Origin of the sequence: Thauera sp. AutoDN2 (assembly GCF_051280715.1) — a bacterium.
Lineage (GTDB): Bacteria > Pseudomonadota > Gammaproteobacteria > Burkholderiales > Rhodocyclaceae > Thauera.
Genome location: NZ_JBNCAR010000002.1, coordinates 130516 through 155113, shown reverse-complemented (window position 1 = coordinate 155113; position 24598 = coordinate 130516). Strand labels below are relative to the sequence as shown.

24 protein-coding genes and 1 tRNA gene are annotated in these 24598 nt (G+C 65.8%); 21 read left to right on the top strand and 4 right to left on the bottom strand.

Features of this window, described 5'->3' with window-relative positions; genetic code table 11:
• Positions 1-63: 63 nt before the first annotated feature.
• From ACPT9U_RS02075 to ACPT9U_RS02065, 3 genes are read left to right on the top strand one after another with little or no spacing between them, the layout of a single operon-like run.
• Complete coding sequence (locus tag ACPT9U_RS02075) at positions 64-660, top strand: glutathione S-transferase N-terminal domain-containing protein (RefSeq protein ID WP_418364867.1); 597 nt, start codon at positions 64-66, stop codon at positions 658-660.
• Between the two features lie 58 nt (positions 661-718).
• On the top strand, positions 719-1240 hold the full coding sequence (locus ACPT9U_RS02070; protein ID WP_435749713.1) for a ClpXP protease specificity-enhancing factor: 522 nt from the start codon (positions 719-721) through the stop codon (positions 1238-1240).
• 9 nt (positions 1241-1249) lie between these two features.
• A complete protein-coding gene (locus ACPT9U_RS02065; protein WP_435749712.1) occupies positions 1250-1744 on the top strand; it encodes a hemerythrin domain-containing protein in 495 nt (164 codons plus the stop codon).
• 21 nt (positions 1745-1765) lie between these two features.
• Here ACPT9U_RS02065 and ACPT9U_RS02060 read toward each other — a convergent pair whose 3' ends face one another.
• Positions 1766-3028: a D-amino acid dehydrogenase gene (locus ACPT9U_RS02060; RefSeq protein WP_435749711.1), complete on the bottom strand. Its 1263-nt coding sequence runs from the start codon at positions 3026-3028 to the stop codon at positions 1766-1768.
• A gap of 156 nt (positions 3029-3184) precedes the next feature.
• Between ACPT9U_RS02060 and ACPT9U_RS02055 the strand changes: the two genes are divergently transcribed.
• Both ACPT9U_RS02055 and ACPT9U_RS02050 read left to right on the top strand, forming a co-directional pair.
• Positions 3185-4186 carry a class 1 fructose-bisphosphatase gene (locus ACPT9U_RS02055; RefSeq protein ID WP_418364871.1) on the top strand — a complete coding sequence of 334 codons (1002 nt, stop codon included), beginning with the start codon at positions 3185-3187 and terminating at the stop codon, positions 4184-4186.
• 29 nt (positions 4187-4215) lie between these two features.
• A complete protein-coding gene (locus ACPT9U_RS02050; protein ID WP_435749710.1) occupies positions 4216-5985 on the top strand; it encodes an autotransporter assembly complex protein TamA in 1770 nt (589 codons plus the stop codon).
• Between the two features lie 18 nt (positions 5986-6003).
• Here the strand turns inward: ACPT9U_RS02050 and ACPT9U_RS02045 are convergent, their stop codons facing one another.
• Positions 6004-8406 (bottom strand): Lon protease family protein, encoded by a 2403-nt coding sequence (locus tag ACPT9U_RS02045; protein WP_435749709.1) that lies wholly within the window; start codon positions 8404-8406, stop codon positions 6004-6006.
• Positions 8407-8698: 292 nt separating this feature from the next.
• Here ACPT9U_RS02045 and groES point away from each other — a divergent pair, with 292 nt between their 5' ends.
• The 14 genes from groES (at position 8699) to ACPT9U_RS01975 (ending at position 20178) form a co-directional block, all read left to right on the top strand.
• Positions 8699-8989, top strand: coding sequence for a co-chaperone GroES (gene groES / locus ACPT9U_RS02040; RefSeq protein ID WP_004311482.1), 291 nt, complete (start codon positions 8699-8701; stop codon positions 8987-8989).
• A 53-nt stretch (positions 8990-9042) separates the two neighbouring features.
• On the top strand, positions 9043-10695 hold the full coding sequence (groL, locus tag ACPT9U_RS02035; RefSeq protein ID WP_418364874.1) for a chaperonin GroEL: 1653 nt from the start codon (positions 9043-9045) through the stop codon (positions 10693-10695).
• Between the two features lie 326 nt (positions 10696-11021).
• Entirely contained in the window at positions 11022-11714 is a 693-nt protein-coding gene (locus ACPT9U_RS02030) for a response regulator transcription factor (RefSeq protein ID WP_418364875.1), read from the top strand.
• Positions 11683-13170, top strand: coding sequence for a sensor histidine kinase (locus tag ACPT9U_RS02025; protein WP_435749707.1), 1488 nt, complete (start codon positions 11683-11685; stop codon positions 13168-13170). The genes ACPT9U_RS02030 and ACPT9U_RS02025 overlap by 32 nt, the downstream gene beginning before the upstream one ends.
• A 93-nt stretch (positions 13171-13263) precedes the next feature.
• A tRNA-Phe gene (locus tag ACPT9U_RS02020) sits at positions 13264-13339 on the top strand.
• A 141-nt stretch (positions 13340-13480) separates the two neighbouring features.
• Positions 13481-14737 (top strand): glutamyl-tRNA reductase, encoded by a 1257-nt coding sequence (gene hemA / locus ACPT9U_RS02015; protein ID WP_435749706.1) that lies wholly within the window; start codon positions 13481-13483, stop codon positions 14735-14737.
• 58 nt (positions 14738-14795) lie between these two features.
• Positions 14796-15875 carry a peptide chain release factor 1 gene (prfA, locus tag ACPT9U_RS02010; protein ID WP_435749705.1) on the top strand — a complete coding sequence of 360 codons (1080 nt, stop codon included), beginning with the start codon at positions 14796-14798 and terminating at the stop codon, positions 15873-15875.
• Positions 15875-16735, top strand: a complete 861-nt coding sequence (prmC, locus tag ACPT9U_RS02005; protein WP_435749704.1) for a peptide chain release factor N(5)-glutamine methyltransferase — start codon at positions 15875-15877, stop codon at positions 16733-16735. Before prfA ends, prmC begins: the two co-directional genes overlap by 1 nt.
• Before the next feature lie 62 nt (positions 16736-16797).
• Entirely contained in the window at positions 16798-17133 is a 336-nt protein-coding gene (gene grxD, locus ACPT9U_RS02000; RefSeq protein ID WP_418364880.1) for a Grx4 family monothiol glutaredoxin, read from the top strand.
• Positions 17108-17302, top strand: a complete 195-nt coding sequence (locus tag ACPT9U_RS01995; RefSeq protein ID WP_435749703.1) for a hypothetical protein — start codon at positions 17108-17110, stop codon at positions 17300-17302. Before grxD ends, ACPT9U_RS01995 begins: the two co-directional genes overlap by 26 nt.
• Positions 17303-17373: 71 nt before the next feature.
• Positions 17374-17889 carry a hypothetical protein gene (locus ACPT9U_RS01990; protein WP_435749702.1) on the top strand — a complete coding sequence of 172 codons (516 nt, stop codon included), beginning with the start codon at positions 17374-17376 and terminating at the stop codon, positions 17887-17889.
• A 30-nt stretch (positions 17890-17919) separates the two neighbouring features.
• Positions 17920-18150 (top strand): HPr-rel-A system PqqD family peptide chaperone, encoded by a 231-nt coding sequence (locus tag ACPT9U_RS01985; protein WP_418364882.1) that lies wholly within the window; start codon positions 17920-17922, stop codon positions 18148-18150.
• 59 nt (positions 18151-18209) lie between these two features.
• Positions 18210-19097, top strand: coding sequence for an HprK-related kinase A (locus ACPT9U_RS01980; protein ID WP_435749701.1), 888 nt, complete (start codon positions 18210-18212; stop codon positions 19095-19097).
• Positions 19090-20178 carry a nucleotidyltransferase domain-containing protein gene (locus ACPT9U_RS01975; RefSeq protein WP_435749700.1) on the top strand — a complete coding sequence of 363 codons (1089 nt, stop codon included), beginning with the start codon at positions 19090-19092 and terminating at the stop codon, positions 20176-20178. The genes ACPT9U_RS01980 and ACPT9U_RS01975 overlap by 8 nt, the downstream gene beginning before the upstream one ends.
• Before the next feature lie 4 nt (positions 20179-20182).
• Here ACPT9U_RS01975 and ACPT9U_RS01970 read toward each other — a convergent pair whose 3' ends face one another.
• Entirely contained in the window at positions 20183-21103 is a 921-nt protein-coding gene (locus ACPT9U_RS01970) for a fructosamine kinase family protein (protein ID WP_435749699.1), read from the bottom strand.
• A 51-nt stretch (positions 21104-21154) separates the two neighbouring features.
• The gene (gene argH, locus ACPT9U_RS01965; protein WP_435749698.1) at positions 21155-22621 is read right to left on the bottom strand and encodes an argininosuccinate lyase; all 1467 of its coding nucleotides are present in this window, start codon (positions 22619-22621) and stop codon (positions 21155-21157) included.
• A gap of 83 nt (positions 22622-22704) precedes the next feature.
• Here argH and ACPT9U_RS01960 point away from each other — a divergent pair, with 83 nt between their 5' ends.
• Both ACPT9U_RS01960 and ACPT9U_RS01955 read left to right on the top strand, forming a co-directional pair.
• Complete coding sequence (locus ACPT9U_RS01960; protein WP_435749697.1) at positions 22705-23790, top strand: sensor histidine kinase; 1086 nt, start codon at positions 22705-22707, stop codon at positions 23788-23790.
• Positions 23790-24581, top strand: a complete 792-nt coding sequence (locus tag ACPT9U_RS01955; RefSeq protein WP_418364888.1) for a LytR/AlgR family response regulator transcription factor — start codon at positions 23790-23792, stop codon at positions 24579-24581. Before ACPT9U_RS01960 ends, ACPT9U_RS01955 begins: the two co-directional genes overlap by 1 nt.
• The last annotated feature ends 17 nt before the right edge of the window (positions 24582-24598 follow it).

The following is a 24598-nucleotide window of genomic DNA, read 5'->3' as shown; positions in this document are numbered from 1 at the left end:
CCAGACGCACCACGCGAAGCCGCGTGGTGCGCTTTTGCATTTGAAATCCGGAGTCGCAACACCATGATGAACCTTTATTCCGGCACGACCGATCCCTTCAGCCATCGTTGCCGGATCGTGCTGTATGAGAAAGGCATGGATTTCGAGATCATCGACGTTGATCTCTACAACAAGCCCGAAGACATCGCCGTCATCAACCCCTACAACCGCGTACCGGTCCTCGTCGATCGCGACCTCGTGCTGTACGAGTCCAACATCATCAACGAGTACATCGATGAACGGTTTCCGCATCCCCAACTGATGCCGCCCGATCCGATCATGCGCGCCCGCGCGCGACAGTTGCTGCATACCTTCGAGCAGGAACTGTTTACCCACCTCGATGCGCTCGAGGCCGCGCAGAAGGGTGTCGACCAGGTGCGTGCCCACGTCCGCGATCATCTCACCCAACTCGCGCCGGTCTTCACCAAGCAGAAGTACATGCTTGGCGACGAGTTCTCGATGCTGGACGTTGCGATCGCGCCGCTGCTGTGGCGCCTCGAGCACTACGGCATCGAGCTGCCGAAGGCAGCCGCGCCGCTGATGAAGTACGCCGAGCGCATCTTCAGCCGCCAGGGGTTCATCGATGCGCTGACCCCGTCTGAAAAGGTCATGCGCCGCTGAGCGCCAATCCCCAGATCCAGCCATCGCCGCTCGCCGGTCGATGGCTGCCGGAGAGCCGATGAGCAACGATAGAACCGTTTCGACCAAGCCCTACCTCCTGCGGGCCATCTGGGAGTGGTGCGTGGATCAGGGTTTCACGCCCTACCTCGCCTGCCTGGTGGATGCCGGCACGCGGGTGCCGCCCGGCTACGCACGCGATGGCCAGATCGTCTTGAACCTGTCGCCCGATGCGACTGGCCAGCTCCAGATGGACAACGAGTATGTGAGCTTCCAGGCGCGCTTCGGTGGGGTGGCACATTCGATCGTGGTTCCGGTCGGCAACGTCATCGCGATCTACGCGCGCGAGAACGGCCAAGGCATGGCCTTCGAGCCGGATCTGCCGGAAGATGAAACGCAGCCTGAGGCGCAGGCCGTTCCCGAGGACATGGCTGAGGTCACCGCGGCCCTGCAGACCGGGCGCCCGGAAGACGAGGCGGGTGCTGACCGAAGCAAGAACGATCGTGAGGGCAGCGCGGGGGAGGACGAAGGCCAAGTCCCGCCACCCGCGCGCCGCGGAAGCCATCTGAAGCTCGTGAAGTGAGGATCGACCATGCCCAGCATGACCTGGAGCGAATCGCTCTCCAACAACCTCGCTCCGATGGACGAAACCCACCGCGAGTTCGTTGAGTGTTACAACACGGTCGCGAACGCAGCGCCGGAAGATTTCCTGTCCGCCTTCGATCGCCTGATCGAACATGCGAAGGGGCATTTCGATCTGGAAAACGCGTGGATGCTGGCCGTGGACTTCCCCGGTTGCCATCGTGCAGAACACGACCGGGTACTTGCGGTGATGCTGGACATCCGCAAGCGCGTTGCTGCCGGTGATCTCTTCTTCGCACGCAGGCTCATCGAGGAACTGCCCGCGTGGTTCGAGAACCACGTCAACGGCATGGACGCCGCACTGGCGTTCCATCTCGAGAGCATCGGTTTCGACGTCGACACCTGCGCACTGCGGCCGCTGGCGGATGGCGAGACACGTGGGGCCGGCTGTGCATGCGCCGCGCTCTCCGCCGAGGATGCGCCGGCCGAGGGCGCTGTCGCCTGAAGCCTGCCGGCTGTACCCGGATCAGCCTGTGCGCAGGAACGGGAAGGCCACCGGGGGTACGCGGCCCTGCATCAACTGCGCAAGAGCGGCTGCGGAGCCGCAGGCAAGCGTCCAACCGAGCGTGCCGTGTCCGGTGTTCAGCCACAGCTTCTGGCGTGCGCTGCGTCCGATGAGCGGGAGGTTGCCGGGCGTCGCCGGGCGCAGTCCGGCCCAGCTTTCCGCGCCGGCCAGATCGAGCGCCTCCGGAAAATGCGTGCTTGCCCAAGCGAGGATGGGCGCGACCCGCTCCGGGCGGATGCGAGTATCGAAGCCGTTCAGCTCTGCCGTCCCCGCCACGCGGAGGTGCTGGCCCAAGCGTGAGCATACGATGCGGCGCGATTCATCCGTCAGGCTGACCTTGGGCGCGTGCTCCGGCTTCACGATCGGAATCGTCACCGAGTAGCCCTTGACCGGGTAGATCGGAAGCGACAGCCCGAGCGGGGCGAGGAGTCGCGGTCCGTAGCTGCCCAGGCAGAGCACATACGCGTCCGCCTCCAGTCTGGCGGTGCGGCCGGCCGTGTCGCGCACGTCAACGCCCCCGATGCTGCCGTCGGGGTTCGCGTGCAGCGCGGTGACCTCCTTGCTCCAGTGCAGCGCTGCGCCTGTGCGGCTCACTTCGGTTGCCAGTGCGCGTGTGAAACGGCGCGCGTCGCCCGATTCGTCGCCAGGCGCGAACAGCCCGCCGGCGAGCCTGTGCGCGTGCGGAGAGAGCGCCGGCTCCAGTGCGAGACATTGATCGCGAGAACAGGGGCGGGCCTCGATCCCGAATGCACGCAGCGCCTCGGCGCGGGCGCTTGCACGGGCGAACTCCGCCCGGTCATGGAACAGATGCAGGATGCCGCGTTCGAGTTGATCGTACTCCAGGCCGAGCTGCGTACGGAGCGCGCGCAACTGCATACCGCTCCACACGGCCAGTGCTGCGATCGCCGCGGTGTTGCGTCGTGCGCGCGCAGGAAGGCACTCGAACAGGAAGCGCGCTCCCCAGCGCCACTGTGCGGGATCCCCGCTCGGACGGAACTTCAGTGGCGCCTCGTCGCGCCCCAGCCAGCGCAGGATCAGCCCAGGCGCAGAGGGGTTGGCCCAAGGCTCCGGGTGGCTGATCGAGATCTGTCCGCCGTTGGCAAAGCTTGTCTCGCAGGCCGCTTCGGCCTGCCGGTCGACCAGGCTCACGCGAAACCCCGCCTGGCTCAGGTACCAAGCGGTCGTGACACCAGACAGGCCGGCGCCGAGAACCAGGACGTGCATTTGAAGTGCTGCGCAATGAACTTGCCCCGGATGATACCCCCTTGCCTGCTGACCTGCCCGTGCCGCGCCGTTCCGGGGACGCGTTAATCCGTGCGCTTGCGGTGCGGAACCGGGATAATCGCAGGCTGTCCGTTAAGTGTCTTGTGGAGCCCTTTCATGCGTCGAGTGACCCTTACCCAGTTTCTGATCGAACAGCAGCGCGCCGGCCGCATCAACCCCGAGCTGCGCCTCCTGATCGAGGTGGTCGCGCGCGCGGTGAAGGCGATCAGCGTCAACGTTTCCAAGGGTGCGCTCGCGGGTGTTCTCGGCGAGGCCGGCACCGACAACGTGCAGGGCGAGGCGCAGAAGAAGCTCGACGTGATCGCCAACGAGATCCTGCTGCAGGCGAACGAATGGGGCGGCCACCTGGCGGCAATGGCCTCGGAGGAGGTCGAGACCGTGCATCAGATCCCGTTCGACTACCCCAAGGGCGGTTATCTGCTGCTGTTCGATCCGCTCGACGGGTCCTCCAACATCGACGTGAACATCTCCGTTGGCACGATCTTCTCCGTGCTGCGCAACCCGCCCGACCACACAGAGCCGACCGAGGAGGACTTCCTTCAGCCTGGCGATGAGCAGGTGGCCGCAGGCTATGCGGTATATGGTCCATCGACGATGCTGGTGCTCACCGTAGGCAAGGGGGTGCATGGTTTCACCCTCGATCGCGAGATGGGCAGCTTCATTTACACTCAGCCCTACATGACGGTCCCGCCCGATACGCACGAGTTCGCCATCAACGCATCGAATTCCCGCCACTGGGAGGCGCCGGTCAAGCGCTACGTCGACGAGATGACCCTCGGCAAGGAGGGGCCGCTTGGGAAGGACTACAACATGCGCTGGGTGGCCTCGATGGTCGCGGATGTGCATCGCATCCTCACCCGTGGCGGCGTCTTCATGTATCCGATGGACGAGAAGTGCCGCGCCAAGGGCGGCAAGCTGCGCCTGATGTACGAGGCCAACCCGATGGCGATGCTCATCGAGCAGGCGGGCGGTGCAGCCACCACCGGGCGTGCGCGCATCCTCGACCTGAAGCCCACCCACCTGCACCAGCGTGTCCCGGTGATTCTGGGCTCGAAGAACGAAGTCGAGCGTGTGACCGCCTACCACCAGGGCGGCTGACCTCCGTGGCGGGAAGCAGGGCGCGCGACATGCACCGCTGCATCGCGGCCTGTGGCTTGGCGGCGATCCTTCTGGCGTCTCCTGCGTCCGCGCAGGATGGGGGCGAAGTGCAGCCCACGCTGGAGGTCCGTCTCGATACGCCGGATTCGGTGCGTGGCCTGCTGTCCGAGCACGTGCGGCTGCTCAAGCGCTCGCCGCTCGTGCTGCCCGAGGAGAGCGCCGATCGTGCTGCGATGACCCGGCGTACCCGGCGCGAAGTGGCGGATCTGCTCGCGACCGAGGGGTATTTTTCCCCGCGCATTCGATTCGACCGCAGTGATGACCGGCGCTGGGTGCTGCAGGTCGAGCCCGGCGAGCGGACCGTGGTGGCCGGCGTGGAGCTCGTCTTCGAAGGTGAGGTGGTTGCGGGCGTGGAAGGGGCTGCAGGCGGCGAAGGGGCCGCAGCCTACCTGGAGGAATTGCGTGCGCGCTGGCAGTTGCCGGTCGGGCAAGCCTTCCGCCAGACGACGTGGGACGCTGCCAAGCAGGGACTTCTCGACGCCATCAACGCCCGACGCTATGCCGCCGCGCGCATCGCGGAGAGCCGCGCGGAGATCGATCCCAAGACCGCTCAGGCTTGGCTGCGCGTGCGTATCGACAGTGGCCCCAGCTTCTACCTTGGCGAGCTCGACGTGCAGGGCATCGAACATCTGCCCGCGGATCTCGTGGCGCGCTACAGCCAGCTCGAGCGCGGCGCGCCCTACGACCGCGAGGCCTTGCTCGCATTTCAGACGGGATTGCAGAACACGCCGCACTTCGGCTCGGTGATCGTCGATATCGAGCGTGATCCCGCGCTTGCAGCCGCGGTTCCGGTGCGGGTGCAGGTGACGGAGGCGCTGCCGCGCTATGCGGGCATGGGCGTGGGCTACTCGACCAACACCGGCGCACGGGTGGAGTTCAATTATCGCGATTCCAACCTGCGCCAGCGTGGCTGGGAGTTTTCCACCGGCCTGCGCTACGAGCAGTACCGACAGTCGCTGTATGCCGACATCTTCCTGCCGCCGCGTGGGGAGCATCGCGACAGCGTTGGCGCGCTCATCCAACGCAGCGATCTCGAGGGCCTGAAGGTCGACACCCAGATCCTCGGTGCGACCCGCGCGAGCCAGCGTGGTGACACCGAGACCCAGCTCGCACTGCGGCTGCAGCACGAGAAGATCCAGCCCGCGGGCGCAGACGCGCGCAGCAGCAACACGCTCACCGCAAACTGGACGTGGATCAAGCGTGCGGTGAACGATCTGCTCGACCCCACCGATGGTTATCTGCTCGAGTTCCAGGTCGGTGGTGCGCCTGAGATCGCCCTCGCCGAGCAGGACTTTCTGCGGCTGTATTCGCGCTTTGTGCGCTACCAGCCCGTGCGAGGCACCGATGTGTTCATCCTGCGTGGCGAGGCGGGGGTGACCCTTGCCGACAGCCGCGAAGGGATTCCACAGGATTTCCTTTTCCGCACCGGGGGTGCGCAATCGGTGCGCGGCTACGACTACCAGAGCCTGGGCGTCAGGGAAGGCAGCGCCACGGTAGGCGGGCGCTACCTCGCCACCGCCAGCGCAGAATACGTGCGCTGGTTCCAGCCCCAGTGGGGTGCCGCAGTGTTTGTGGATGCAGGGGACGCAGCCGACACGCGCGAAGACATCGACCTGCGCGTGGGCTACGGACTTGGCGCACGCTGGCGCAGCCCAGCCGGCCCGCTCGCGATCGATCTTGCCTGGGGCCATCAGGAACGCCGCCTGCGCCTCCACTTCGGGGTGGCGATCGCTTTCTGAGCTGCGGACGGCTCAACTCTACGGCCGGTCCAGTCGCCCCGCCAGCGCGCGCAGGTCGGCGAGCTTCTTCAGCCCCTCAAGCACCTTTGCGTTGAGCGAACCCACTGGCATCGCGCCGTCCGCATCCGGCTTCCCCGCAGGGACGCCGGTGAGCAACTCCAGGGCCTCATCGACGTCGGCGACCGCCCACACACTGAAGCGGCGGCTGCGCACGGCCTCAACCACATCCGCGCGCAACATCAGGTGGCACACGTTGGCGCGCGGGATGAGCACGCCCTGCGCACCGCTCAGGCCGCGCGCTACGCAGATGTCGAAGAAGCCTTCGATCTTCTCGTTGATGCCGCCGACCGGCTGCACCACGCCGAACTGGTTGACCGAGCCGGTGACGGCCAGCGCCTGCCGGACGGCTACGCCCGAGAGCGCCGACAGCAGGGCCGTGAGCTCGGCGAGCGAGGCGCTGTCTCCCTCGACGCCGCCGTAGGACTGCTCGAACACCAGGCTGGCCTTGAGCGAGAGCGGCATCGTCCAGCCGAAACGCGCAGCCATGAAGGAGGACAGGATCAGCACGCCCTTGGAATGGATCGGTCCGCCGAGTTTCACCTCGCGCTCAATGTCGATGATCTCGCCTTCGCCCACGCGCACGGTGGCGGTGATGCGGACCGGATGGGCGAAGCTGTCCTCGCCGAGGGGCACCACGGCCAGCCCGTTGACTTGTCCGACATGGCTGCCGTCGGTGTCCACTAGCCACTGCCCGCGCAGGATCTCCTGCTGGTGGCGCAAGCGGATGCGTTCGTGGCGCCGCCGATGGGCCTCAAGTGCAGCCTCCACGTGGTCGCGCTCGATGCGGTCGGCGCCGCTCGCGGTGGCAAAGTGCGCTGCCTCGCGCAGGCGGTCGTCGATCGGTTGGGTATGCGTGCTCAGGCGCTCGGCATCGCCGGCGATCCGCGCCGCTTGATCGATCAGGCGCGCCATCGCGGGCGCCGAGAGCGGAGGCAGTGCGGCGCGGCGGGCGAGGGCGGCGATCAGGCGTGCGTAGGCCGCGGTGTTGTCCGCGCTGCGCACGATCTCGCTCTCCATGTCCGCGTTGATGCGGAACAGTGCCGGGAACTCCGGATCGTACTGGCCGAGCAGGTAGTAGATCACCCGTTCGCCGATCAGGATCAGTTTGAGTTCGAGCGGCATCGGTTCGGGTTCGAGTTGCACCGAACCGGCGACGCCAATCAGTTCTGACAGGGACTCGATGCGCAGCCGGCCGGACTTCAGTGCGCGCTTGAGGCCTTCCCATGCAAAGGGCTGGGCGAGCAGCTTCATTGCATCCAGCACCAGGAAGCCGCCGTTTGCGCGGTGCAGGGCGCCGGCGCGAATCAGCGTGAAATTGCTCACCAGTGTACCCATGTGCACCAGGTGGTCGATGCGGCCGACCAGGTTCTGCAGGGTCGGGTGGTCCTCGTACACCACGGGCAGGGCCCCGTCGGCGGGGTTGGCCACCAGCACATTCACCAGGTAGCGCTGCACGGAAATGCTGCCCGAAAAGGTCAGCGTCTCCGTGTCCTCATCGCTGCGCGGTGAGGTGTGTAGCGATTCGCCGCTGGCGATGATGTCCTTGAGCACCTCGTCCAGGTGCTCGCACAACTCGGGCAGATCGGCGTACCGTGGCTTGAGCTCCTCGATCATGTGGGTGACGGTCGCGCCGAGTGCGTCACGGCCGGCATCGCGGATGCGATTCTGCAGCTCGCGCCGCCAGCGTGGGAACTCAGCGACCAGACGGTGCATGCGTTCGCGAAGGGCCTTGATGTGTTCGCCCAGAGCATGCTGGCGGTCCTCGGGTAGCTTCTCGAACTCCTCTTGCGTGAGCGTGTTCTCGGTGTCCTTCATAGGCAGGAAGGCGAAGCCGTGCGGGGTGCGCAGCAGGGCGATGCCCAGTTGCTGGGCTTCGTCACCAAGCTGGCGCAGCGCGGTTTCCTCGCGCTGTTTTGCTTCGTCCTGCAGGGCTTCGATGCGCTCGCGGTACTCGTCGCCTTCGAACACCGCGGCGATCGCTGGGATCAGCTCCTCTACGAAGTGCTGCATGTCGTCGCGGAAGGCAGGGCCGCGACCGCAGGGCAGGCGCAGCAGGCGTGGTCGCGAGGCGTGCTCGAAGTTCCACACATAGCACCAGTCGCCCGGCGGTGGCCCCTCTTGCCGCCTTTCGTCGAGCAGGCGTGCGACGATCTCGTGGCGGCCGCTTCCGGCGTCGCCGAGCACGAACAGATTGAAACCCTCTCCGGCAATGTCGAGTCCCAGGTGGATTGCGTCCACCGCGCGGCCATGCAGGTCTGCGGCGTCCAGTTCGGGGAGTTCGTCGGAGCGCTGGAAGCCGAGGGCTTCCGGGTCGCAGGCGGTATGCAGCTGTGCAGCAGCAAGCGGGGCGAGCTTGGGCATGACGGGGCCTCGCGCATTCGGGCGTCTCGGCGTCATCTTAACCGCCCCTGCGGAACGACCCAACCCGGCGCTGGCCGAACTTCCATCCGGTGTGCCGGACCGGTGCAGAAAAAGTTGCATGGCTCGGACTTGAAATCCACCGACCCCGTCCCTATTATTAGCACTCGTTAGCGGTGAGTGCTAACAAGCGTCGGGCGGCGCTTCCTGCGCCGATCCGCGTCACTGCGAATTTTGTCCTGCGGGCTCGTCCCGCGAACCAACCCAAACAGTCGAACCGAAAGGAGAGAACTCGATGAAGATTCGTCCCCTGCACGATCGCGTGATCGTCAAGCGTCTGGAAGCCGAGCGCAAGACCGCGAGCGGCATCGTGATCCCGGACAGCGCCGGCGAGAAGCCCGATCAGGGCGAGGTCCTGGCCGTCGGCAACGGCAAGATCCTGGACGACGGCAAGGTGCGTCCGATGGCCGTCAAGGTGGGCGACAAGGTCTTGTTCGGCAAGTACGCCGGCCAGACCGTGAAGGTCGAAGGCGACGAGCTCCTCGTGATGCGCGAGGAAGACATCATGGGCGTGGTCGAGGCCTGAGCCTCCCCCGAATCCCAGAAACGCTAACCGAAATATTTCCGGAGTTCTGAAGAATGGCAGCTAAAGAAGTCAAGTTTGGCGATTCCGCCCGCGAGCGCATGGTCGCCGGCATCAACATCCTGGCCAACGCGGTCAAGGTCACCCTGGGCCCGAAGGGCCGCAACGTGGTGCTGGAGCGCTCCTTCGGCGCCCCCACCGTCACCAAGGATGGCGTCTCCGTCGCCAAGGAAATCGAACTGAAGGACAAGTTCGAGAACATGGGCGCGCAGATGGTCAAGGAAGTTGCTTCCAAGACCTCCGACATCGCCGGTGACGGCACCACCACCGCCACCGTGCTGGCCCAGTCGATCGTGCGTGAAGGCATGAAGTTCGTTGCCGCCGGCATGAACCCGATGGACCTGAAGCGCGGCATCGACAAGGCCGTCATCGCCACCATCGACGAGCTGAAGAAGCTGTCGAAGCCCTGCTCGACCAACAAGGAGATCGCCCAGGTCGGCTCGATCTCCGCAAACTCGGACAGCGACATCGGCGACATCATCGCCAAGGCGATGGACAAGGTCGGCAAGGAAGGCGTGATCACCGTCGAAGACGGCAAGTCGCTGCAGAACGAGCTCGACGTCGTCGAGGGCATGCAGTTCGACCGCGGCTACCTGTCGCCCTACTTCATCAACAACCCGGACAAGCAGGTTGCGATCCTCGAGCAGCCCTTCGTCCTGCTGTTCGACAAGAAGATCTCCAACATCCGTGACCTCCTGCCGGTGCTCGAGCAGGTCGCCAAGGCCGGCCGTCCGCTGCTGATCATTGCCGAAGACGTCGAGGGCGAAGCCCTGGCCACCCTGGTGGTGAACAACATCCGCGGCATCCTCAAGACCTGCGCCGTCAAGGCTCCGGGCTTCGGCGACCGTCGCAAGGCCATGCTGGAAGACATCGCCATCCTGACCGGCGGCCAGGTCATCGCCGAAGAAGTCGGCCTGACCCTTGAGAAGGCCACCCTGGACGACCTCGGCCAGGCTGCCCGCATCGAGATCGGCAAGGAAAACACCATCATCATCGATGGCGCCGGCCAGGCCGAGCGCATCGAAGCCCGCGTCAAGCAGATCCGCGTGCAGATCGAGGAAGCCACCTCCGACTACGACCGCGAGAAGCTGCAGGAGCGCGTCGCCAAGCTGGCGGGCGGTGTTGCGGTGATCAAGGTCGGTGCCGCCACCGAAGTCGAGATGAAGGAAAAGAAGGCCCGCGTCGAAGACGCCCTGCACGCCACCCGCGCTGCAGTGGAAGAGGGCATCGTCCCCGGCGGCGGTGTTGCGCTGCTGCGTGCCCGTGCTGCACTGGGCGAGCTGAAGGGCGACAACCACGACCAGGATGCCGGCATCAAGATCGTGCTGCGCGCCATGGAGCAGCCGCTGCGCGAGATCGTCGCCAACGCCGGTGACGAGCCGAGCGTGGTGGTGAACAAGGTTGTCGAGGGTTCGGGCAACTACGGTTTCAACGCCGCTACCGGCGAGTACGGCGACATGGTCGAGATGGGCGTGCTGGATCCGACCAAGGTCACCCGCACCGCGCTGCAGAACGCCGCGTCCGTCGCTGGTCTGATGCTGACCACCGACTGCATGGTCGGCGAGCTGGCGGAAGACAAGCCGATGGGCGGCATGCCCGATATGGGCGGCATGGGTGGTATGGGCGGCATGGGCGGTATGGGCATGTAATGTGCCCGCGCCTCGCCTTCTTCTTGGGGCGGGGCGCAAGCCGCGGTAAACGAAGAACGGCTCCGCGAAGTGCGGGGCCGTTCTTCGTTTACCGGGCTGCGAGTCGACAGTGCTACGGATCCTCGGTGCGCGAAGCATGCCGAAGCGTGGGATAATCTGGCCGTGTTCGAGGGAGAAAGGTCGGTGGGGAGCGTGCGGATTCGGTCCGGCGCCGCTCCCCGGAACGTCGCCGCGCTGACGGCAACGTTCCCGAAGACCGAGCAAAAGGAGAACAGCGGCTTCATTCTCGGAAGCTCCGCTTACAACGAACTTACAGCTCAGGTCCTATGCGTATTCTGTTGGCGGAAGACGATCCCGTGATCGCCGATGGCATCTGCCGTGCGCTGCGTCGCGGTGGCTACGCGCTTGATCACGTAGCGGATGGCATGGAGGCGGACGCTGCGCTGGCGGGCCAGACCTACGATCTCGCCATTCTCGATCTTGGCATGCCACGCATGAACGGGATCGACGTGCTCAAGCGCCTGCGCGCGCGCAAGTCCGCGCAGCCGGTGCTGATCTTGACCGCACAGGACGGGGTGGACGACCGTGTGCGCGGGCTCGATGCCGGCGCAGACGACTACCTGACCAAGCCGTTCGCGCTTCCTGAGCTGGAAGCGCGGGTGCGGGCGCTGACCCGGCGCGGTACGGGCCAGCCGCGTTGTGTCGAGGTGGGGCAGCTCAGTTACGATCAGGCCGATCGGGTCGTGAAGATCGGCGGTCAGCTCATCGAGTTGTCCGCCCGCGAGATCGGTCTGCTCGAGATCTTCCTTCTCCGCATGGGACGTTTGGTGAGCAAGGACCAGCTCGTCGATCACCTGTGTGGCTGGGGGGAGGAAGTCTCCAGCAACGCCATCGAGGTCTATGTGCATCGCCTGCGCAAGAAGCTCGAGGACAGCGGTGTACGCATCGTGACGGTGCGCGGTCTGGGGTACTGCCTGGAAAACCCCGATGCTGCCCCTGCGGCGAAAGCCCAAGGCTGACAAGGGCGGCGCTGTGCCGCGCAAGTCCGGTCCACCGAACTCCCTGTTTGGCGAGATCCTGGACTGGATGCTCGCGCCGCTGCTGTTCCTGTGGCCGATTTCCATCATCGTCACGCACAACGTTGCCGACAATATCGCCAACCAGCCCTACGATCTCGCGCTCGCCGACAGCGTGCGCACGCTGGCGCGATTCGTGTCGATCGATGGCGGGCAGGTTGCGGTGAGCTTCCCCGCGCCGCCACGGGCGCTGTTCCGGGCGGATCAGGATGACGTGGTGTATTACCAGGTCGCTGACGATGAGGGCCGCACACTCTCCGGCGACGCCGAGATCCCGCCTGCGCCCATGCCCCGTAGTCTCGTCGGCGAGGAGGTACTGCTGCGCGACGAGCTCATTCATGGCGAAGAGGTTCGGGTTGCCTACCGTTTCCTGAAGCCGGCTCCTGAGATTTTCGACCGACTGGTGGTGGTGCAGGTGGCGGAGACGCGGAACAAGCGCACCGACCTGGCCTCGCGCGTCGTGACTGGCGTGCTGCTGCCGCAGTTCGCCATCATCCCGCTTGCGGTGGTGCTGGTGTGGGTGGGTCTGAGCCGAGGCATTGCCCCGCTCAACCGCCTGCAGAGTCTGATCCGGCGACGGCGGCCGACGGACCTCTCTCCGGTCGAACCGTCAGCGGTGCCCGAGGAGGTGCGGCCGTTGATCGTTGCCTACAACGACATGATGGTCCGCCTGGAAGAGAACCTGCAGGCGCAGCAACGCTTCATCGCCGACGCGGCCCACCAGATGCGCACCCCGCTGACGGGTCTAAAGATGCAGACTGACCTGGCGATGCACGAAACCGATCCCGACCAGTTGCGCGAGTCGCTGGCCCGGATTGCCGAGAGCACGGACCGCGCCGCGCACCTGATCAACCAGCTTCTGTCGCTGGCGCGTGCAGAGGCCAGCTTCGAGAAGCTCTATGCGGTTGAGCGGGTGAGCCTGGATGCCGTGGTGAGGGAGGTCGCCCTCGATCTCTTCCCACGTGCGCAGGCCAAGCACATCGACCTGGGGGTCGAGGCGGGCGATCAGGAACTGTTCATTGAGGGAAACACCGTCCTGCTGCGGGAACTGGTCAAGAACCTGGTCGACAATGCGGTCAAATACACGCCGTCCGGAGGCAGTGTCACGGCCCGCACGCGCTTCGCCGGCTCGCCGATCCTGGAGGTCGAAGATACTGGCCCGGGGATTCCCGAGGGCGACCGCGAGCGGGTCTTCGAGCGCTTCTTTCGCGTGCTCGGCAGCGGCGTGGATGGCTCCGGCCTCGGGCTGCCGATTGTGCGCGAGATCGCCGAGTTGCACCGCGCAGCCGTTACGCTCGATTCGGCACCTGGAGGGAAAGGCACCCTGGCTCGGGTGGTGTTCCCCCGTACCCACCTGCATCCGCCCCCGATCGTGCAGGGCGACTACGATGCCCTGTAGGTTGCGACAGGCGCTGCGAGAAGAGATAGCAGGCCAAAAGATCACAGACCCCTTTGACTTCGGAGAATCTGCCGCTATAATGCGCATCTCGCTGGCCAGTTAGCTCAGTTGGTAGAGCAGCGGATTGAAAATCCGCGTGTCCGTGGTTCGATTCCGCGACTGGCCACCAGAACTCGAGAATGGGCCGACTTCGTGTCGGCCCATTTGCTTTGCGGCCTCCGTTTCGCTCCTGAAGTTGCTGATTCGGCTCAATTTTGGGGCTGTGGCGCGGTGATATAATCCGCTTCGCTCCGATCGACTCCAGCCCCGCATGCAACTCTTCGCCCTCGGCCTGAATCACCACACCGCACCGCTCGCAATCCGCGAACGCGTTGCGTTCCAGCCTGAGCGGCTGGCCCAGGCCCTGCACGATCTCGTGCATGCGGATTCGGTGCGAGAGGCTGCGATCCTGTCGACCTGCAATCGCACCGAGCTCTATTTCGCCGCTGAACAGCCGCAGACGGCGGCCGACTGGCTGGCACGCTTCCACCGGCTGCCGCTGGTCGAGGTCTCCCCCTACCTGTATGCCTATCCGCAGCGCGACGCGATCCGTCACGTCTTCCGGGTGGCGAGCGGACTCGATTCGATGGTGATTGGTGAGCCGCAGATCCTCGGTCAGGTGAAGGATGCGGCACGCTACGCCGAAGAGGCGGGCACCATGGGGGTGCTGTTGCACAAGCTGTTCCAGAACACCTTCGCGGTGGCCAAGGAAGTGCGCTCGACCACCGCGATCGGCGCCAATACGGTTTCGATGGCCGCTGCTGCGGTGCATCTCACGGAGCGCATCTTCGAGCGCGTCGCCGACCAGCACGTGCTTTTCATCGGGGCGGGCGAAATGATCGAGCTCTGCGCCGCGCATTTCGGCGGCGCAAAGCCCAAGTCCATGACGGTTGCCAACCGCACCGAGGAGCGCGCGCAGGCACTCGCTGCGCGCTTTGGTGCGAGCACCATGCGCATCGATCAGATCGGCGACGCGCTGCCGCGCTTCGACGTGGTCGTGTCCTGTACTGCAGCGCCGCTGCCGATAGTGGGTCTCGGCATGGTCGAGCGCGCGGTCAAGGCGCGCCGCCACCGTCCGATGGTGATGGTGGACCTCGCCGTGCCGCGCGACATCGAGCAGGAGGTCGGCGCGCTGGACGACATCTTCCTCTACACGGTGGACGATCTCGCGCAGGTGGTTGAAGAGGGTATCGAGTCGCGCCAGCAGGCGGTGATCGAAGCCGAGCAGATCATTGACACCCGGGTCGATGGCTTCCTGCACTGGATGTCCGCGCGCGAGACGGTGCCGGTGATCCGTTCCTTGCGCGAGCACGCCGAGGGACTGCGGCGGACCGAGCTCGAGCGCGCGGTGCGTCTGCTCGCCAAGGGGGAGGATCCGCAGCGCGTGCTCGAGGCCTTGTCGCACGGTCTCACCAACAAGCTGATGCACGGCCCCACACGCTTCCTGAACCAGGCGGAAGGGGAGCACAAGGCCGAAGCGGGCCGCGTGGTGCGCGAGCTGTTCAACCTGTCCGGCGACCACCACTAGCCGCGGCGCCTGCCGTCTCTGCCACATGCTGGCGGAACGGCCCTTTTCGTCCGTCCTCATGAAGCAGAGCATCCGCGACAAACTCGAACACCTGACCCGCCGGCTGGAAGAGCTGGATCGCACCCTCGCAGCCGAGGATGCGGCGCAGGACATGGGCGCCTTCCGCGAATGCTCGCGCGAGCGCGCGGAGATCGAGCCGGTGGTGCTGCTCTACGGTGACTATCGACAGGCCGAGAGCGACTGCGCCACCGCGCGTGAGCTGCTTGCCGACCCCGAAATGCGGGAACTTGGTGAAGCCGAACTGACCACTGGAGAGGCGCGCATCGATGAGCTCGAGCTGGCGCTGCAGCGCGCGCTATTGCCGCGCGACCCCAATGACGAGCGCAACCTCTTCCTCGAGATCCGCGCCGGTACCGGCGGTGACGAAGCGGCGCTGTTCGCCGGCGATCTGCTGCGCATGTACGGCCGCTATGCCGAGCGCCAGCGCTGGAAGGTGGAGATTGTCTCGGCCAGCGAATCGGACCTCGGCGGCTACAAGGAAGTCATCGCCCGCGTGGTTGGCGCGGGCGCCTACTCGAAGCTTAAGTTCGAATCCGGTGGGCACCGTGTGCAGCGCATCCCCGTCACCGAAACGCAGGGCCGCATCCACACCTCCGCATGCACCGTTGCGGTGTTGCCCGAGGCCGACGAGGTCGAGGCAGTGGATATCAATCCGGCTGACCTGCGCATCGATACATACCGAGCCTCGGGCGCAGGTGGTCAGCACATCAACAAGACAGACTCCGCGGTGCGTATCACCCACATCCCCACCGGCATCGTCGTCGAGTGTCAGGACGACCGCTCGCAGCACCGCAACAAGGCGCAGGCGATGGCCGTGCTGGCCGCACGCCTCTACGACGCGAAGGTGCGTGCGCAGCAGAGCGCCGAGGCTGCGCAGCGTAAGAGCCTGGTCGGCAGCGGGGACCGCTCCGAGCGCATCCGCACCTACAACTTCCCGCAGGGACGCGTGACGGATCACCGCATCAACCTCACCCTCTACAAGCTCGATGCGGTAATGCAGGGTGAGTTGGACGAGCTCGTCGACGCGCTGACGCTGGAGCACCAGGCCAGCCTGCTTGCCGCAATGGTGGAAGAGTGATGCACGCCGATGCCCAGCCCCGTCAGGATGAGGTCGATATCGCAAGCGCCCTTGCTTGGGCGCGCACCCGGATCGACCTGATGGATGCGCGTGTGCTTTTGCGCCATGTGCTGCAGTGCGCAGCCTCCCGTCTCGTCGCCTTCCCCGAGCAGCGGATTGCCGAGGAGGACTGGGCGGCGTACCGCGCATTCGTCGAGCGGCGCTGCGCGGGCGAGCCGGTGGCCTATCTTGTCGGGCAGCGCGAGTTTTACGGGCGCGAGTTCATGGTCACGCCGGCCGTACTGATTCCCCGTCCGGACACCGAGTTGCTGGTCGAGCTCGCACTCGGCCATCTTGCCGGGCGCAGTGGTGCGCGCGTGCTCGACATGGGTACGGGCAGCGGCGCGCTGGCAGTGACCCTGGCGCTGGAGATGGACGCACCCGAGGTGATTGCACTCGATCGTTCCCGCGAGGCGCTGTGGGTGGCCATGGCCAATGCGGCAAGGCTCGGCGCGAGCGTGTCCTTCGTCCAGAGCGACTGGTTCGGTGCGCTGGGAGAGGAGCAGTTTGATCTCATCGTCGCCAATCCACCCTATGTCGCTGCAGCCGACCCCCACCTGGAGCAGGGCGACGTGCGCTTCGAGCCTCACGGTGCGCTGGTCTCGGGGCCGCAGGGGCTGGACGACCTGCAGACCATCGTCGCAGGCGCGCCGGCGTGCCTGATAGACGGTGGCTGGTTGCTCATGGAGCACGGTTACGATCAGGCCGTGGCGGTGCGCGGCCTGCTGGCTGACGCCGGATTCGCGGCCATTGCCTCATGGAAGGATCTCGCAGGCATTGAGCGTGCGAGCGGCGGGCGATGGCTGGGGCGTGGCGGTTGACGCCCCATTTGTCGCTCTCTAGAATTCCCGAGCAGTTAACTCAACTTTAAGAAGCCCCCAACATGAACATTCAGGACGTCATTCGCGATCAGGTCACCAACAACGCCGTCGTGCTCTACATGAAGGGCTCGCCGCAGTTTCCGCAGTGCGGCTTCTCCTCCGCCGCGGTGCAGATCCTCCGGAACTGTGGCGTTCGTGAAGTGCTTGCCGTAAACGTGCTGACGGACAACGACATCCGCCAGGGCATCAAGGAATACTCCAACTGGCCGACCATCCCGCAACTCTACGTCAAGGGCGAGTTCGTCGGTGGCAGCGACATCATGCGCGAGATGTACGACAGCGGTGAACTGCAGCAACTGCTGAAGGACGCGGGTGCAGCCGACGAAGGCGCTGCCTGACCCGGCAGCGCAGCGGTTGAACCGGCCGCATGTCGGTTTTTTTTACATCGGATCATTGCCGGATGCGGGACTTCAACTTGCTTGCGTGCGCAAGCTGATGAAAGATAAGGGATTGACCGAAAGACGCGCCTTCGAGGCGCGTTTTTTGCTTATGGAATGGCAGGTGTGATCAAATACCGCCCGAAAGGAACTCGCAAGGACTAAGCTGAGTCCTGAACAGTCAAGGCAGAGAGATTCGTTATGTCCGCTCCAGAGAAAACCAGCAACGAGAAGCGCCGCCGCCTGATCAAGTCAGCCGCCGCGGCGCCGGTCGTCTTTACGCTGCCGAGCGGCGCGGCGCTTGCCGCCACGAGCGCGACCTGCGACGCAAAGAGCCTCGCCCGCTTCGATCCCGGTTCCGTGCAGGCTGTCGTGAGCACAGCAGGGGACGGTTGGGTGCGGGCCCAGTTCCAGTCCTGGACGTTCCGGATCAAGGGGCAGAGTTCGAGTTCGATCGGGTTCAACTATGGTAGTCAGTGGTACGTCGTGTCGAATGGCTCTGCGTCCCTTGTCCTGGCCGAAGTTCACACGAACGGCGCGAATGCGCCCACGCAGCGGGCAGGGGAGTATCACTACGTGCTGCTGAATTACCCTGACCAAGGCTTGGTTCTCGACGCCTCGCAGTTCAACATCGCGCCGGTCGCGGGGGCGTCGTGCTGGAACTCCCTGATGCCTTCGGCAAACATCCCGGCCAGTAATACCGTCATCCTCTCCTGACCCCGCGCGGTGCTGGCAAGGCGCTCGGTAGTGCGCTTCCTCGGCGAGGGAGCGGTCGTCTTCGACTCTCTGACCTGGCAGACGCATCTGCTGCCCGAAGAGCTTGCGGCGATTGCAGCAGTGGTTTGTGAGCTCGCTGCGTCCGGGGCCGCGACGCCGGAGCGGTTGCAACAGCAGCTCGCTCGCGAATCCGGTCTATCTTGCGAAGATTTCGACGCGCTGGTCGCGGCGCTCGCAGAGATCGGGTTGCTTGACGCATGACGCCTACGGGAAGCGCGGGGCCAGGGGCCGCGGCGGGAGTCGGGTCGGTCGAGAAACGCTTGGGGGGCGAGGGGGTCTGCCTGGACTATGGCGCGTGCGTGGTACGCGTGCGCAGCGCAGTGGGTGCGTTCAGCGGGCCGTTCGCATCCGTGTATCGGCATTTTTCGCTGGGGGATGCGTTCCCCTTTGTCGATTTCCACGTCGATATCGAGCCTGGTGCCGGGCTTCGCCGCTGGTTGCGCCCGCAGTCGCGTTTCCTGATCGATCGCGTGCAGCCCTTCGATCCCTTCGCCGCCAGCCACGCGTTACCTCATTACGAGTGGGGGCTCAATTGGAGCTTCGCGCAGCGTTTCAACCAGTATGTGCTTTTGCATGCAGGCGTCCTCGCGTGGGGTGATGCCGCCGTGGTGCTGCCTGCCATTCCAGGCTCGGGCAAGAGCACGCTGACCGCGGCGCTGATGCTATCGGGTCTGCGCCTGCTGTCGGACGAATTCGGTGTACTGCGTCCGCAGGAGGGCGACTTCCTGCCCATGCTCAAGCCCGTCGCGCTGAAGAATGCCTCGATCGAGGTGATCCGTGATTTCCACGCCGGGGCTGAACTTGGGCCGACTTTCCCTGGCACACGTAAGGGCGACGTGGCGCACTTGGCGCCGGATGCGGCCAGTGTCGCGGCGATCCGTCGCCCTGCACAGCCGAGGCTGATCCTCTTTCCGGCCTGGCGCGAGGGGGCTGCGCTGACACTGCAGCCGCAGGCGCCGGAGCAGGCGTTCACGCGGCTCGCGTTCAACAGCTTCAACTACGGCCTGCTCGGGCGTATCGGCTTCGATGCCGTGGCGGATCTTGCGGAGGCCTGCCCGGCGTATCAGCTCGTGTATGGACGCCTGGATGATGCGGTGCGGTGCGTGCATGCGCTGCTGGACCAGCAGGTGGGAGGGGCGGATGGCTGACATGCAGGCACCGGGTCTGACAGAGCTGCTCTCGGTGCTGCAGACCCCTGAAAAGGCCCGCGAGCTTGGGCTTGACGAATGGGAGGGGGTGGTTCGCCTCGCGCGCGCGGCGCGTGTGCATGCCACCCTCGGCCGCCGGCTGGCGAGCGATCCAGCGCGCTGGGGGGCGCTCCCCGAGCCGCCGCGTGGTCACCTCCAGGCAGCAATGAATTTTGCCGCCTGGCGGCGCCAGCTGCTGGCGCAGGAGCTGCGTGCGCTGGACGGGGTCCTGCCTGCCGGGATCGAGGTGGTGCTGATCAAGGGTGCCGCGTATCACGCTCAGGGACTGGCGTTCGCCGAGGGGCGGCTTGCAGCCGACATCGACCTGCTGGTTCGTCGCGATGCGCTCGATGCGGCCGAGGCTGCGCTGGCAGCTGGCGGCTGGCGCTCGACCGTGACCGACCCTTACGACCTGCGCTACTACCGCGAGTGGAGCCATGAGCTTCCCCCCATGCAGGCCGAGGGCCATGCGCTGGAGCTGGATCTGCATCATGGGATCGCGCCGGTGACCAGTCGCTGCCGGCCCGATCCCATGGCGCTGTGGGATGCGAAGCGGAGCCTGCCGGGCTCGCGCTACTTCGTGCTCGACCCGCTTGATCAGCTCATCCATGCGGTGGTGCATCTGTTTCAGGATACCGAGCTCGACGGACGGCTGCGCGATCTGCTCGACATCGATGCGATGCTGCGTGCTCTGCCGCAGGATCAAGCGACGCTGCGGGCGCTCGCTGCCCGTGTGGCGCAGTTCGGCGCGCAGCGGCTGTTCTGGCATGCGCTGCAGGCCTGCCAGCGCTGGCTCGACACCCCGGTTCCCGCCGCGCTCTGGCCGGATCCGCCGCCGCCGGCTGCGCGTCGGCTCATGGACTGGATGTTGGCGCGCGTGTTGCTGCCGCGTCTGCCCGAGGCACGTCCGCGCCTCGGCGATACGCTTGCGCGCCGCCTTGCCTGGCTGCGTTACCACCACATGCGCATGCCGCCCGGACTGCTGCTGCGGCATGGCGTGGCGAAGGGCTGGCGCCGGCTGCGCAGCCGGCGGACAGGCTGAAGACCTAGTCCCTGCGTCGAGCGAGTTCCTCGTTCAGCCGCGCGGCCAGCCGCAGCGCCTCGCGCAGGTAGCCCTTGCCGAACAGGTTCAGGTGGTTGAGCACGTGGTACAGACTGTAGAGCGGCTTGCGCTGCTCGTAGTCTTCGTGGAGCGGCCATCGCGCGCGGTATTCGGCGTAGAAGCTCGATGGAAAGCCGCCGAACAGCTCGCTCATGGCGAGGTCCGATTCGCGATCGCCGTAATGCACCGCAGGATCGAATACCACGGGTGTGCCATCGTCCAGCATTGCGGCATTGCCGTGCCAAAGATCGCCGTGGAGCAGGCTCTCCTGCGGGCGATAGTCGAGAAAGAGCGCTGGAACACGGGGGATCAGGCGCTCGCCCTGGCGGTACAGATCGCCGCCGAAGCCGTTCATGCGCGCAAGCTCGAACTGCGGGCGCAGACGCTGTTCGGCGAAAAAATGCGCCCAGTTGTCGTGTGTGGGATTGGCCTGCCGTGTGGCGCCGATGAAATTGTCGTGCTCCCAGCCGAACTGCTCTCCCCGCCTTTGGTGCATCTTCACCAGCAGATCGGCGAAGCGGGTGCCGTCTTCGGGGGACTGTAGCGGCCGTAGCACGAGGTGCTCGAGAACGAGCACGGCGCACCGCTCGTCACTCACACACGTGATCACCGCCGGCGTTCGGAAGCTGTCACTCGCGGCGATGGCGGCAAGGCCTTCGGCCTCCGCTGCGAACATCGGGGCGTGGCAGCTTTCGCCCAGTTTTGCGAAGTAGCGCTGGCCGCCTGCATCCTGAACGATGAATGCGGCGTGGATGGAGCCGCTACCCACCGGCTGCGCGCTGGCGACGTGGAACCGGTTTCCTGTCGCGGCCCGCATCGCCAGTTCGATGGCGGGGAGGCCGGGATGGGAGGGGCTCGCGCTCATGGCTGAAACGGTGCTGGGGCCGGGGCTGCGCCGGTCGTGGCAGGGCAGTCTTCAGCCAAGGAGCGCGGCACGCGCGCGGGCCACCGCGGCACGCACCTGCTCGGGTGCCGTGCCGCCGACGTGCTTGCGCGATGCCAGTGAGCCTTCCACTGTCAGCACGGCGAACACGTCTTCACCGAGTCGGTCTGCGGCGCCTGGCACGTGGGCCATGGCGATGCGCAGTTCGTCCAGGGTGAATTGCGGCAGGTCGCAGCCCTTGATGTCCGCTGCACGCACTGCGAGCGCAACCGCCTCGTGCGCGTCGCGGAAAGGCAGGCCCTTCTTCACCAGGTAGTCGGCCAGGTCGGTGGCGGTGGCATAGCCCTGGGTAAGGGCGGACCGCATCGCCTCCTGCTTGACGCGGACGTTGAATACCTTGCTGCCGTTCTCGATCCGGCTGCCCATCATGTCGGCGTAGATGCGCAGGGTGTCGATGACCGTGTCTGCGGTGTCGAACAGTGGTTCCTTGTCTTCCTGGTTGTCCTTGTTGTATGCCAGCGGCTGGCCCTTCATCAGGGTGAGCAGGGCGATCAGGCTACCGTTGACGCGACCGGTCTTGCCGCGCACCAGCTCGGGAACGTCCGGGTTCTTCTTCTGCGGCATGATCGAGCTGCCGGTACAGAAGCGGTCGGCGAGATCGATGAAGCCCACGCGCGGGCTCATCCACAGGATCAGTTCTTCCGACAGCCGCGACAAGTGCGTCATCAGCAGCGCGGAAGCAGAGCAGAATTCGATCGCGAAGTCGCGGTCGCTCACTGCGTCGAGCGAGTTGTAGCAGACCTCGTCGAAGCCGAGCTCGGCCGCTACGAACTCGCGGTCGATCGGGTAGCTGGTGCCGGCGAGCGCCGCGCTGCCGAGCGGCAGGCGGTTGACGCGTTTGCGGCAGTCGGCGAAGCGCTCGGCGTCGCGCCGGCTCATCTCCAGATAGGCCATCAGGTGGTGGCCGAAGGTCACCGGCTGCGCCACCTGCAGGTGGGTGAAGCCAGGCATCGGCGTGCCGGCGTGGGCTTCGGCGAGATCCAGCAGATTGCGCTGGAAGTCGGTGATCAGCGCGAGGATCTGGTCGATCGCGTCGCGCAGCCACAGGCGGATGTCGGTGGCAACCTGGTCGTTGCGGCTGCGGCCCGTATGCAGGCGCTTGCCCGCGTCGCCAACCAGCGTGGTGAGGCGCTTCTCGATGTTGAGATGGACGTCCTCGTCATCGAGGCTCCAGGTGAACTCGCCGCGCTCGATCTCGCCGGCGATCTGGGCCATGCCGCGCTCGATCTCGGCCAGATCCTGCGCGCCGATGATGCCCTGCTTCGCCAGCATCTTCGCGTGTGCGAGCGATCCGCGGATGTCCTGTGCGGCCATGCGCTGGTCGAAGAACACGCTGGCGGTGTAGCGTTTGACGAGGTCGGAGACGGGTTCGGTGAAGCGGCCGGACCAGGCCTTGGCGGGTTCGTTGTCGCCAGCGGCCGGTATCGTGGTGTCTGTCATAATGGGGGTGCGAAAGACGATCGGACCGGCAGGTTGCATCCAGCCGGGAGCCAGGGGGAACGCCGCGTTTGCGGCGCACAGAAATGCCGGAAAGTATAAAGCAAAAGCCTTCCAGACTCGCCGTGGCGGGGTTGCCCGATTTCCGTAACCTCGGCGTGATGTTGCGTGTGCTGCTGGTGGTGAATCTGCTGGCGTTGCTCACGGTGGCAATCCGCGGTGACGAGTTCGATCAGCTCGGCGCCCAGCTCGCGCTGATGGCTGGGCGGGTCGAGCTGCCCTTGCTGCTTGCGGTGCTGTTGCTGTATCTATTCTCGCCCTGGCTGCACCAGTGCAGGGGGCATTACGGGCCACTGGCGGTGTTCGGCCTGGCCAGCGCTGCGGTGGTCGTCAGTGCGCCGCTTCTCGGCGCCGGCGGAGCAACCCTGCTGCGTGCGTTAGCGTGGAGCTGGCTGGCGAGTGCGGCGACCCTGCTTTATTTTGATTACCGCAATCGGCGCTACTCTCCCGCGCTGGCCGAAGCGCGGCTGATGGCGCTCACTGCACGCATCCGACCGCATTTCTTCTTCAACAGTCTCAATGGCGTACTCGGCGTCATCCGTTCCGATCCGCGCCGCGCCGAGCGTGCGCTGGAGGAACTCGCCGATCTGTTTCGTGCCCTGATGCAGGACAACCGGGAGCGTGTGCCACTCGGCGACGAGCTGGCGCTGTGTGAGCGCTATGTCGATCTCGAGCGCCTGCGCCTGGGTGAGCGCCTGACGGTGCGCTGGGTTTTCGATGGTGGCGCCCGGGCAGATGCGGAGGGTGTTCGGCATGGCGCGGCCCTCGATGCTGGCCCCGGCTCGGAGGGTAGAGAGGCCTTGCTGCGCGCGCGGGTGCCTCCGCTGTTGCTCCAGCCCTTGGTCGAGAATGCCGTCTACCACGGTATCGAGCCCTCGACCGAAGCGGGCGAGGTGGTGGTACGCATCGCCCGGCGCGGCGAGATGCTGCGCCTGGAGGTGGATAACCCGGTGTGCGATGCGGTGCGCCATCATGCCGGGAACCGCATGGCGCTCGACAACATCCGTGAGCGGCTGACCCTGTTCTACGATCTTGAGGCGGGGCTCGAGATCGAGCAGAGCGGCGGGCGCTATCGTGTGCGCATCCAACTGCCTTACCGGACGAGGGACTGATGCAGACAATGAGCATGGATACGCCGATTCTTGCGGCGCTGCGCGTACTGATCGTCGATGACGAGGCGCCTGCGCGCACCCGCCTGCGCGACCTGCTCGGCGACATTTCCGGTCCGCACCCGACCCGCATCGTCGGGATGGCCGCCAATGGCGAGGAGGCGCTGCGCCTCTTCGAGGACGCGCCGGCCGACGTGGTGCTGGCGGACATCCGCATGCCGGTCATGGACGGTGTGGAACTGGCCCGCCATCTCGCGCGGCTGGAGGCGCCGCCGGCAGTGATCTTCGTGACTGCCTACGACCAATACGCGGTCGAGGCCTTCGAGCTGGCCGCAGTCGACTACCTGCTTAAGCCGGTGCGGGCAGAGCGGCTTGCAGCGGCGCTCGCCAAGGTCGAGGTCCGGCGCAGCGTGCCCGACGACAACGCGCTGGCGGCCATGGCGCCGGGCGAGCGGCGTCATTTCAGCGTCAGTGAGCGCGGGCGCATCCTGCTGCTGCCGGTGGGCGATGTCCTGTATTTTCGTGCCGAGCTGAAATACGTGACAGCGCGCACCTGTGAGCGCGAATATCTGTTGGATGAATCGCTGGTGCATCTGGAGGAGGAGTTTCCTCAGCGTTTCCTGCGCTTGCACCGCAACTGCCTCGTTGCGCGTGAAGCCGTGCAGGGTGTCGAGCGCGCAGGCGATCACGAGAGCAGCGATGCGCACTGGGAGGTGATCCTCAAAGGCGTGGATGAACGCCTGTCGGTCAGCCGGCGGCAGTGGCCACACGTCCGCCAGGCGCTCGGCCTGTAGTGTGCGCGCTGCCGGCC

Excerpts from the sequence above, each read along its gene's own strand:
- groL (WP_418364874.1), top strand. The coding sequence starts at position 9,043 with ATGGCAGCTAAAGAAGTCAAGTTTGGCGATTCCGCCCGCGAGCGCATG.
- ACPT9U_RS01955 (WP_418364888.1), top strand. The coding sequence starts at position 23,790 with ATGCAGACAATGAGCATGGATACGCCGATTCTTGCGGCGCTGCGCGTA.
- ACPT9U_RS02045 (WP_435749709.1), bottom strand. The coding sequence starts at position 8,406 with ATGCCCAAGCTCGCCCCGCTTGCTGCTGCACAGCTGCATACCGCCTGC.
- ACPT9U_RS01960 (WP_435749697.1), top strand. The coding sequence starts at position 22,705 with ATGCCGGAAAGTATAAAGCAAAAGCCTTCCAGACTCGCCGTGGCGGGG.
- argH (WP_435749698.1), bottom strand. The coding sequence starts at position 22,621 with ATGACAGACACCACGATACCGGCCGCTGGCGACAACGAACCCGCCAAG.
- ACPT9U_RS02060 (WP_435749711.1), bottom strand. The coding sequence starts at position 3,028 with ATGCACGTCCTGGTTCTCGGCGCCGGCCTGTCTGGTGTCACGACCGCT.
- ACPT9U_RS02030 (WP_418364875.1), top strand. The coding sequence starts at position 11,022 with ATGCGTATTCTGTTGGCGGAAGACGATCCCGTGATCGCCGATGGCATC.
- prmC (WP_435749704.1), top strand. The coding sequence starts at position 15,875 with ATGCACGCCGATGCCCAGCCCCGTCAGGATGAGGTCGATATCGCAAGC.
- ACPT9U_RS02055 (WP_418364871.1), top strand. The coding sequence starts at position 3,185 with ATGCGTCGAGTGACCCTTACCCAGTTTCTGATCGAACAGCAGCGCGCC.
- ACPT9U_RS02050 (WP_435749710.1), top strand. The coding sequence starts at position 4,216 with ATGCACCGCTGCATCGCGGCCTGTGGCTTGGCGGCGATCCTTCTGGCG.
- ACPT9U_RS01970 (WP_435749699.1), bottom strand. The coding sequence starts at position 21,103 with ATGAGCGCGAGCCCCTCCCATCCCGGCCTCCCCGCCATCGAACTGGCG.
- ACPT9U_RS01975 (WP_435749700.1), top strand. The coding sequence starts at position 19,090 with ATGGCTGACATGCAGGCACCGGGTCTGACAGAGCTGCTCTCGGTGCTG.
- ACPT9U_RS01990 (WP_435749702.1), top strand. The coding sequence starts at position 17,374 with ATGTCCGCTCCAGAGAAAACCAGCAACGAGAAGCGCCGCCGCCTGATC.
- grxD (WP_418364880.1), top strand. The coding sequence starts at position 16,798 with ATGAACATTCAGGACGTCATTCGCGATCAGGTCACCAACAACGCCGTC.
- groES (WP_004311482.1), top strand. The coding sequence starts at position 8,699 with ATGAAGATTCGTCCCCTGCACGATCGCGTGATCGTCAAGCGTCTGGAA.
- ACPT9U_RS02065 (WP_435749712.1), top strand. The coding sequence starts at position 1,250 with ATGCCCAGCATGACCTGGAGCGAATCGCTCTCCAACAACCTCGCTCCG.
- ACPT9U_RS02075 (WP_418364867.1), top strand. The coding sequence starts at position 64 with ATGATGAACCTTTATTCCGGCACGACCGATCCCTTCAGCCATCGTTGC.
- prfA (WP_435749705.1), top strand. The coding sequence starts at position 14,796 with ATGAAGCAGAGCATCCGCGACAAACTCGAACACCTGACCCGCCGGCTG.
- ACPT9U_RS02070 (WP_435749713.1), top strand. The coding sequence starts at position 719 with ATGAGCAACGATAGAACCGTTTCGACCAAGCCCTACCTCCTGCGGGCC.
- ACPT9U_RS02025 (WP_435749707.1), top strand. The coding sequence starts at position 11,683 with ATGCTGCCCCTGCGGCGAAAGCCCAAGGCTGACAAGGGCGGCGCTGTG.
- hemA (WP_435749706.1), top strand. The coding sequence starts at position 13,481 with ATGCAACTCTTCGCCCTCGGCCTGAATCACCACACCGCACCGCTCGCA.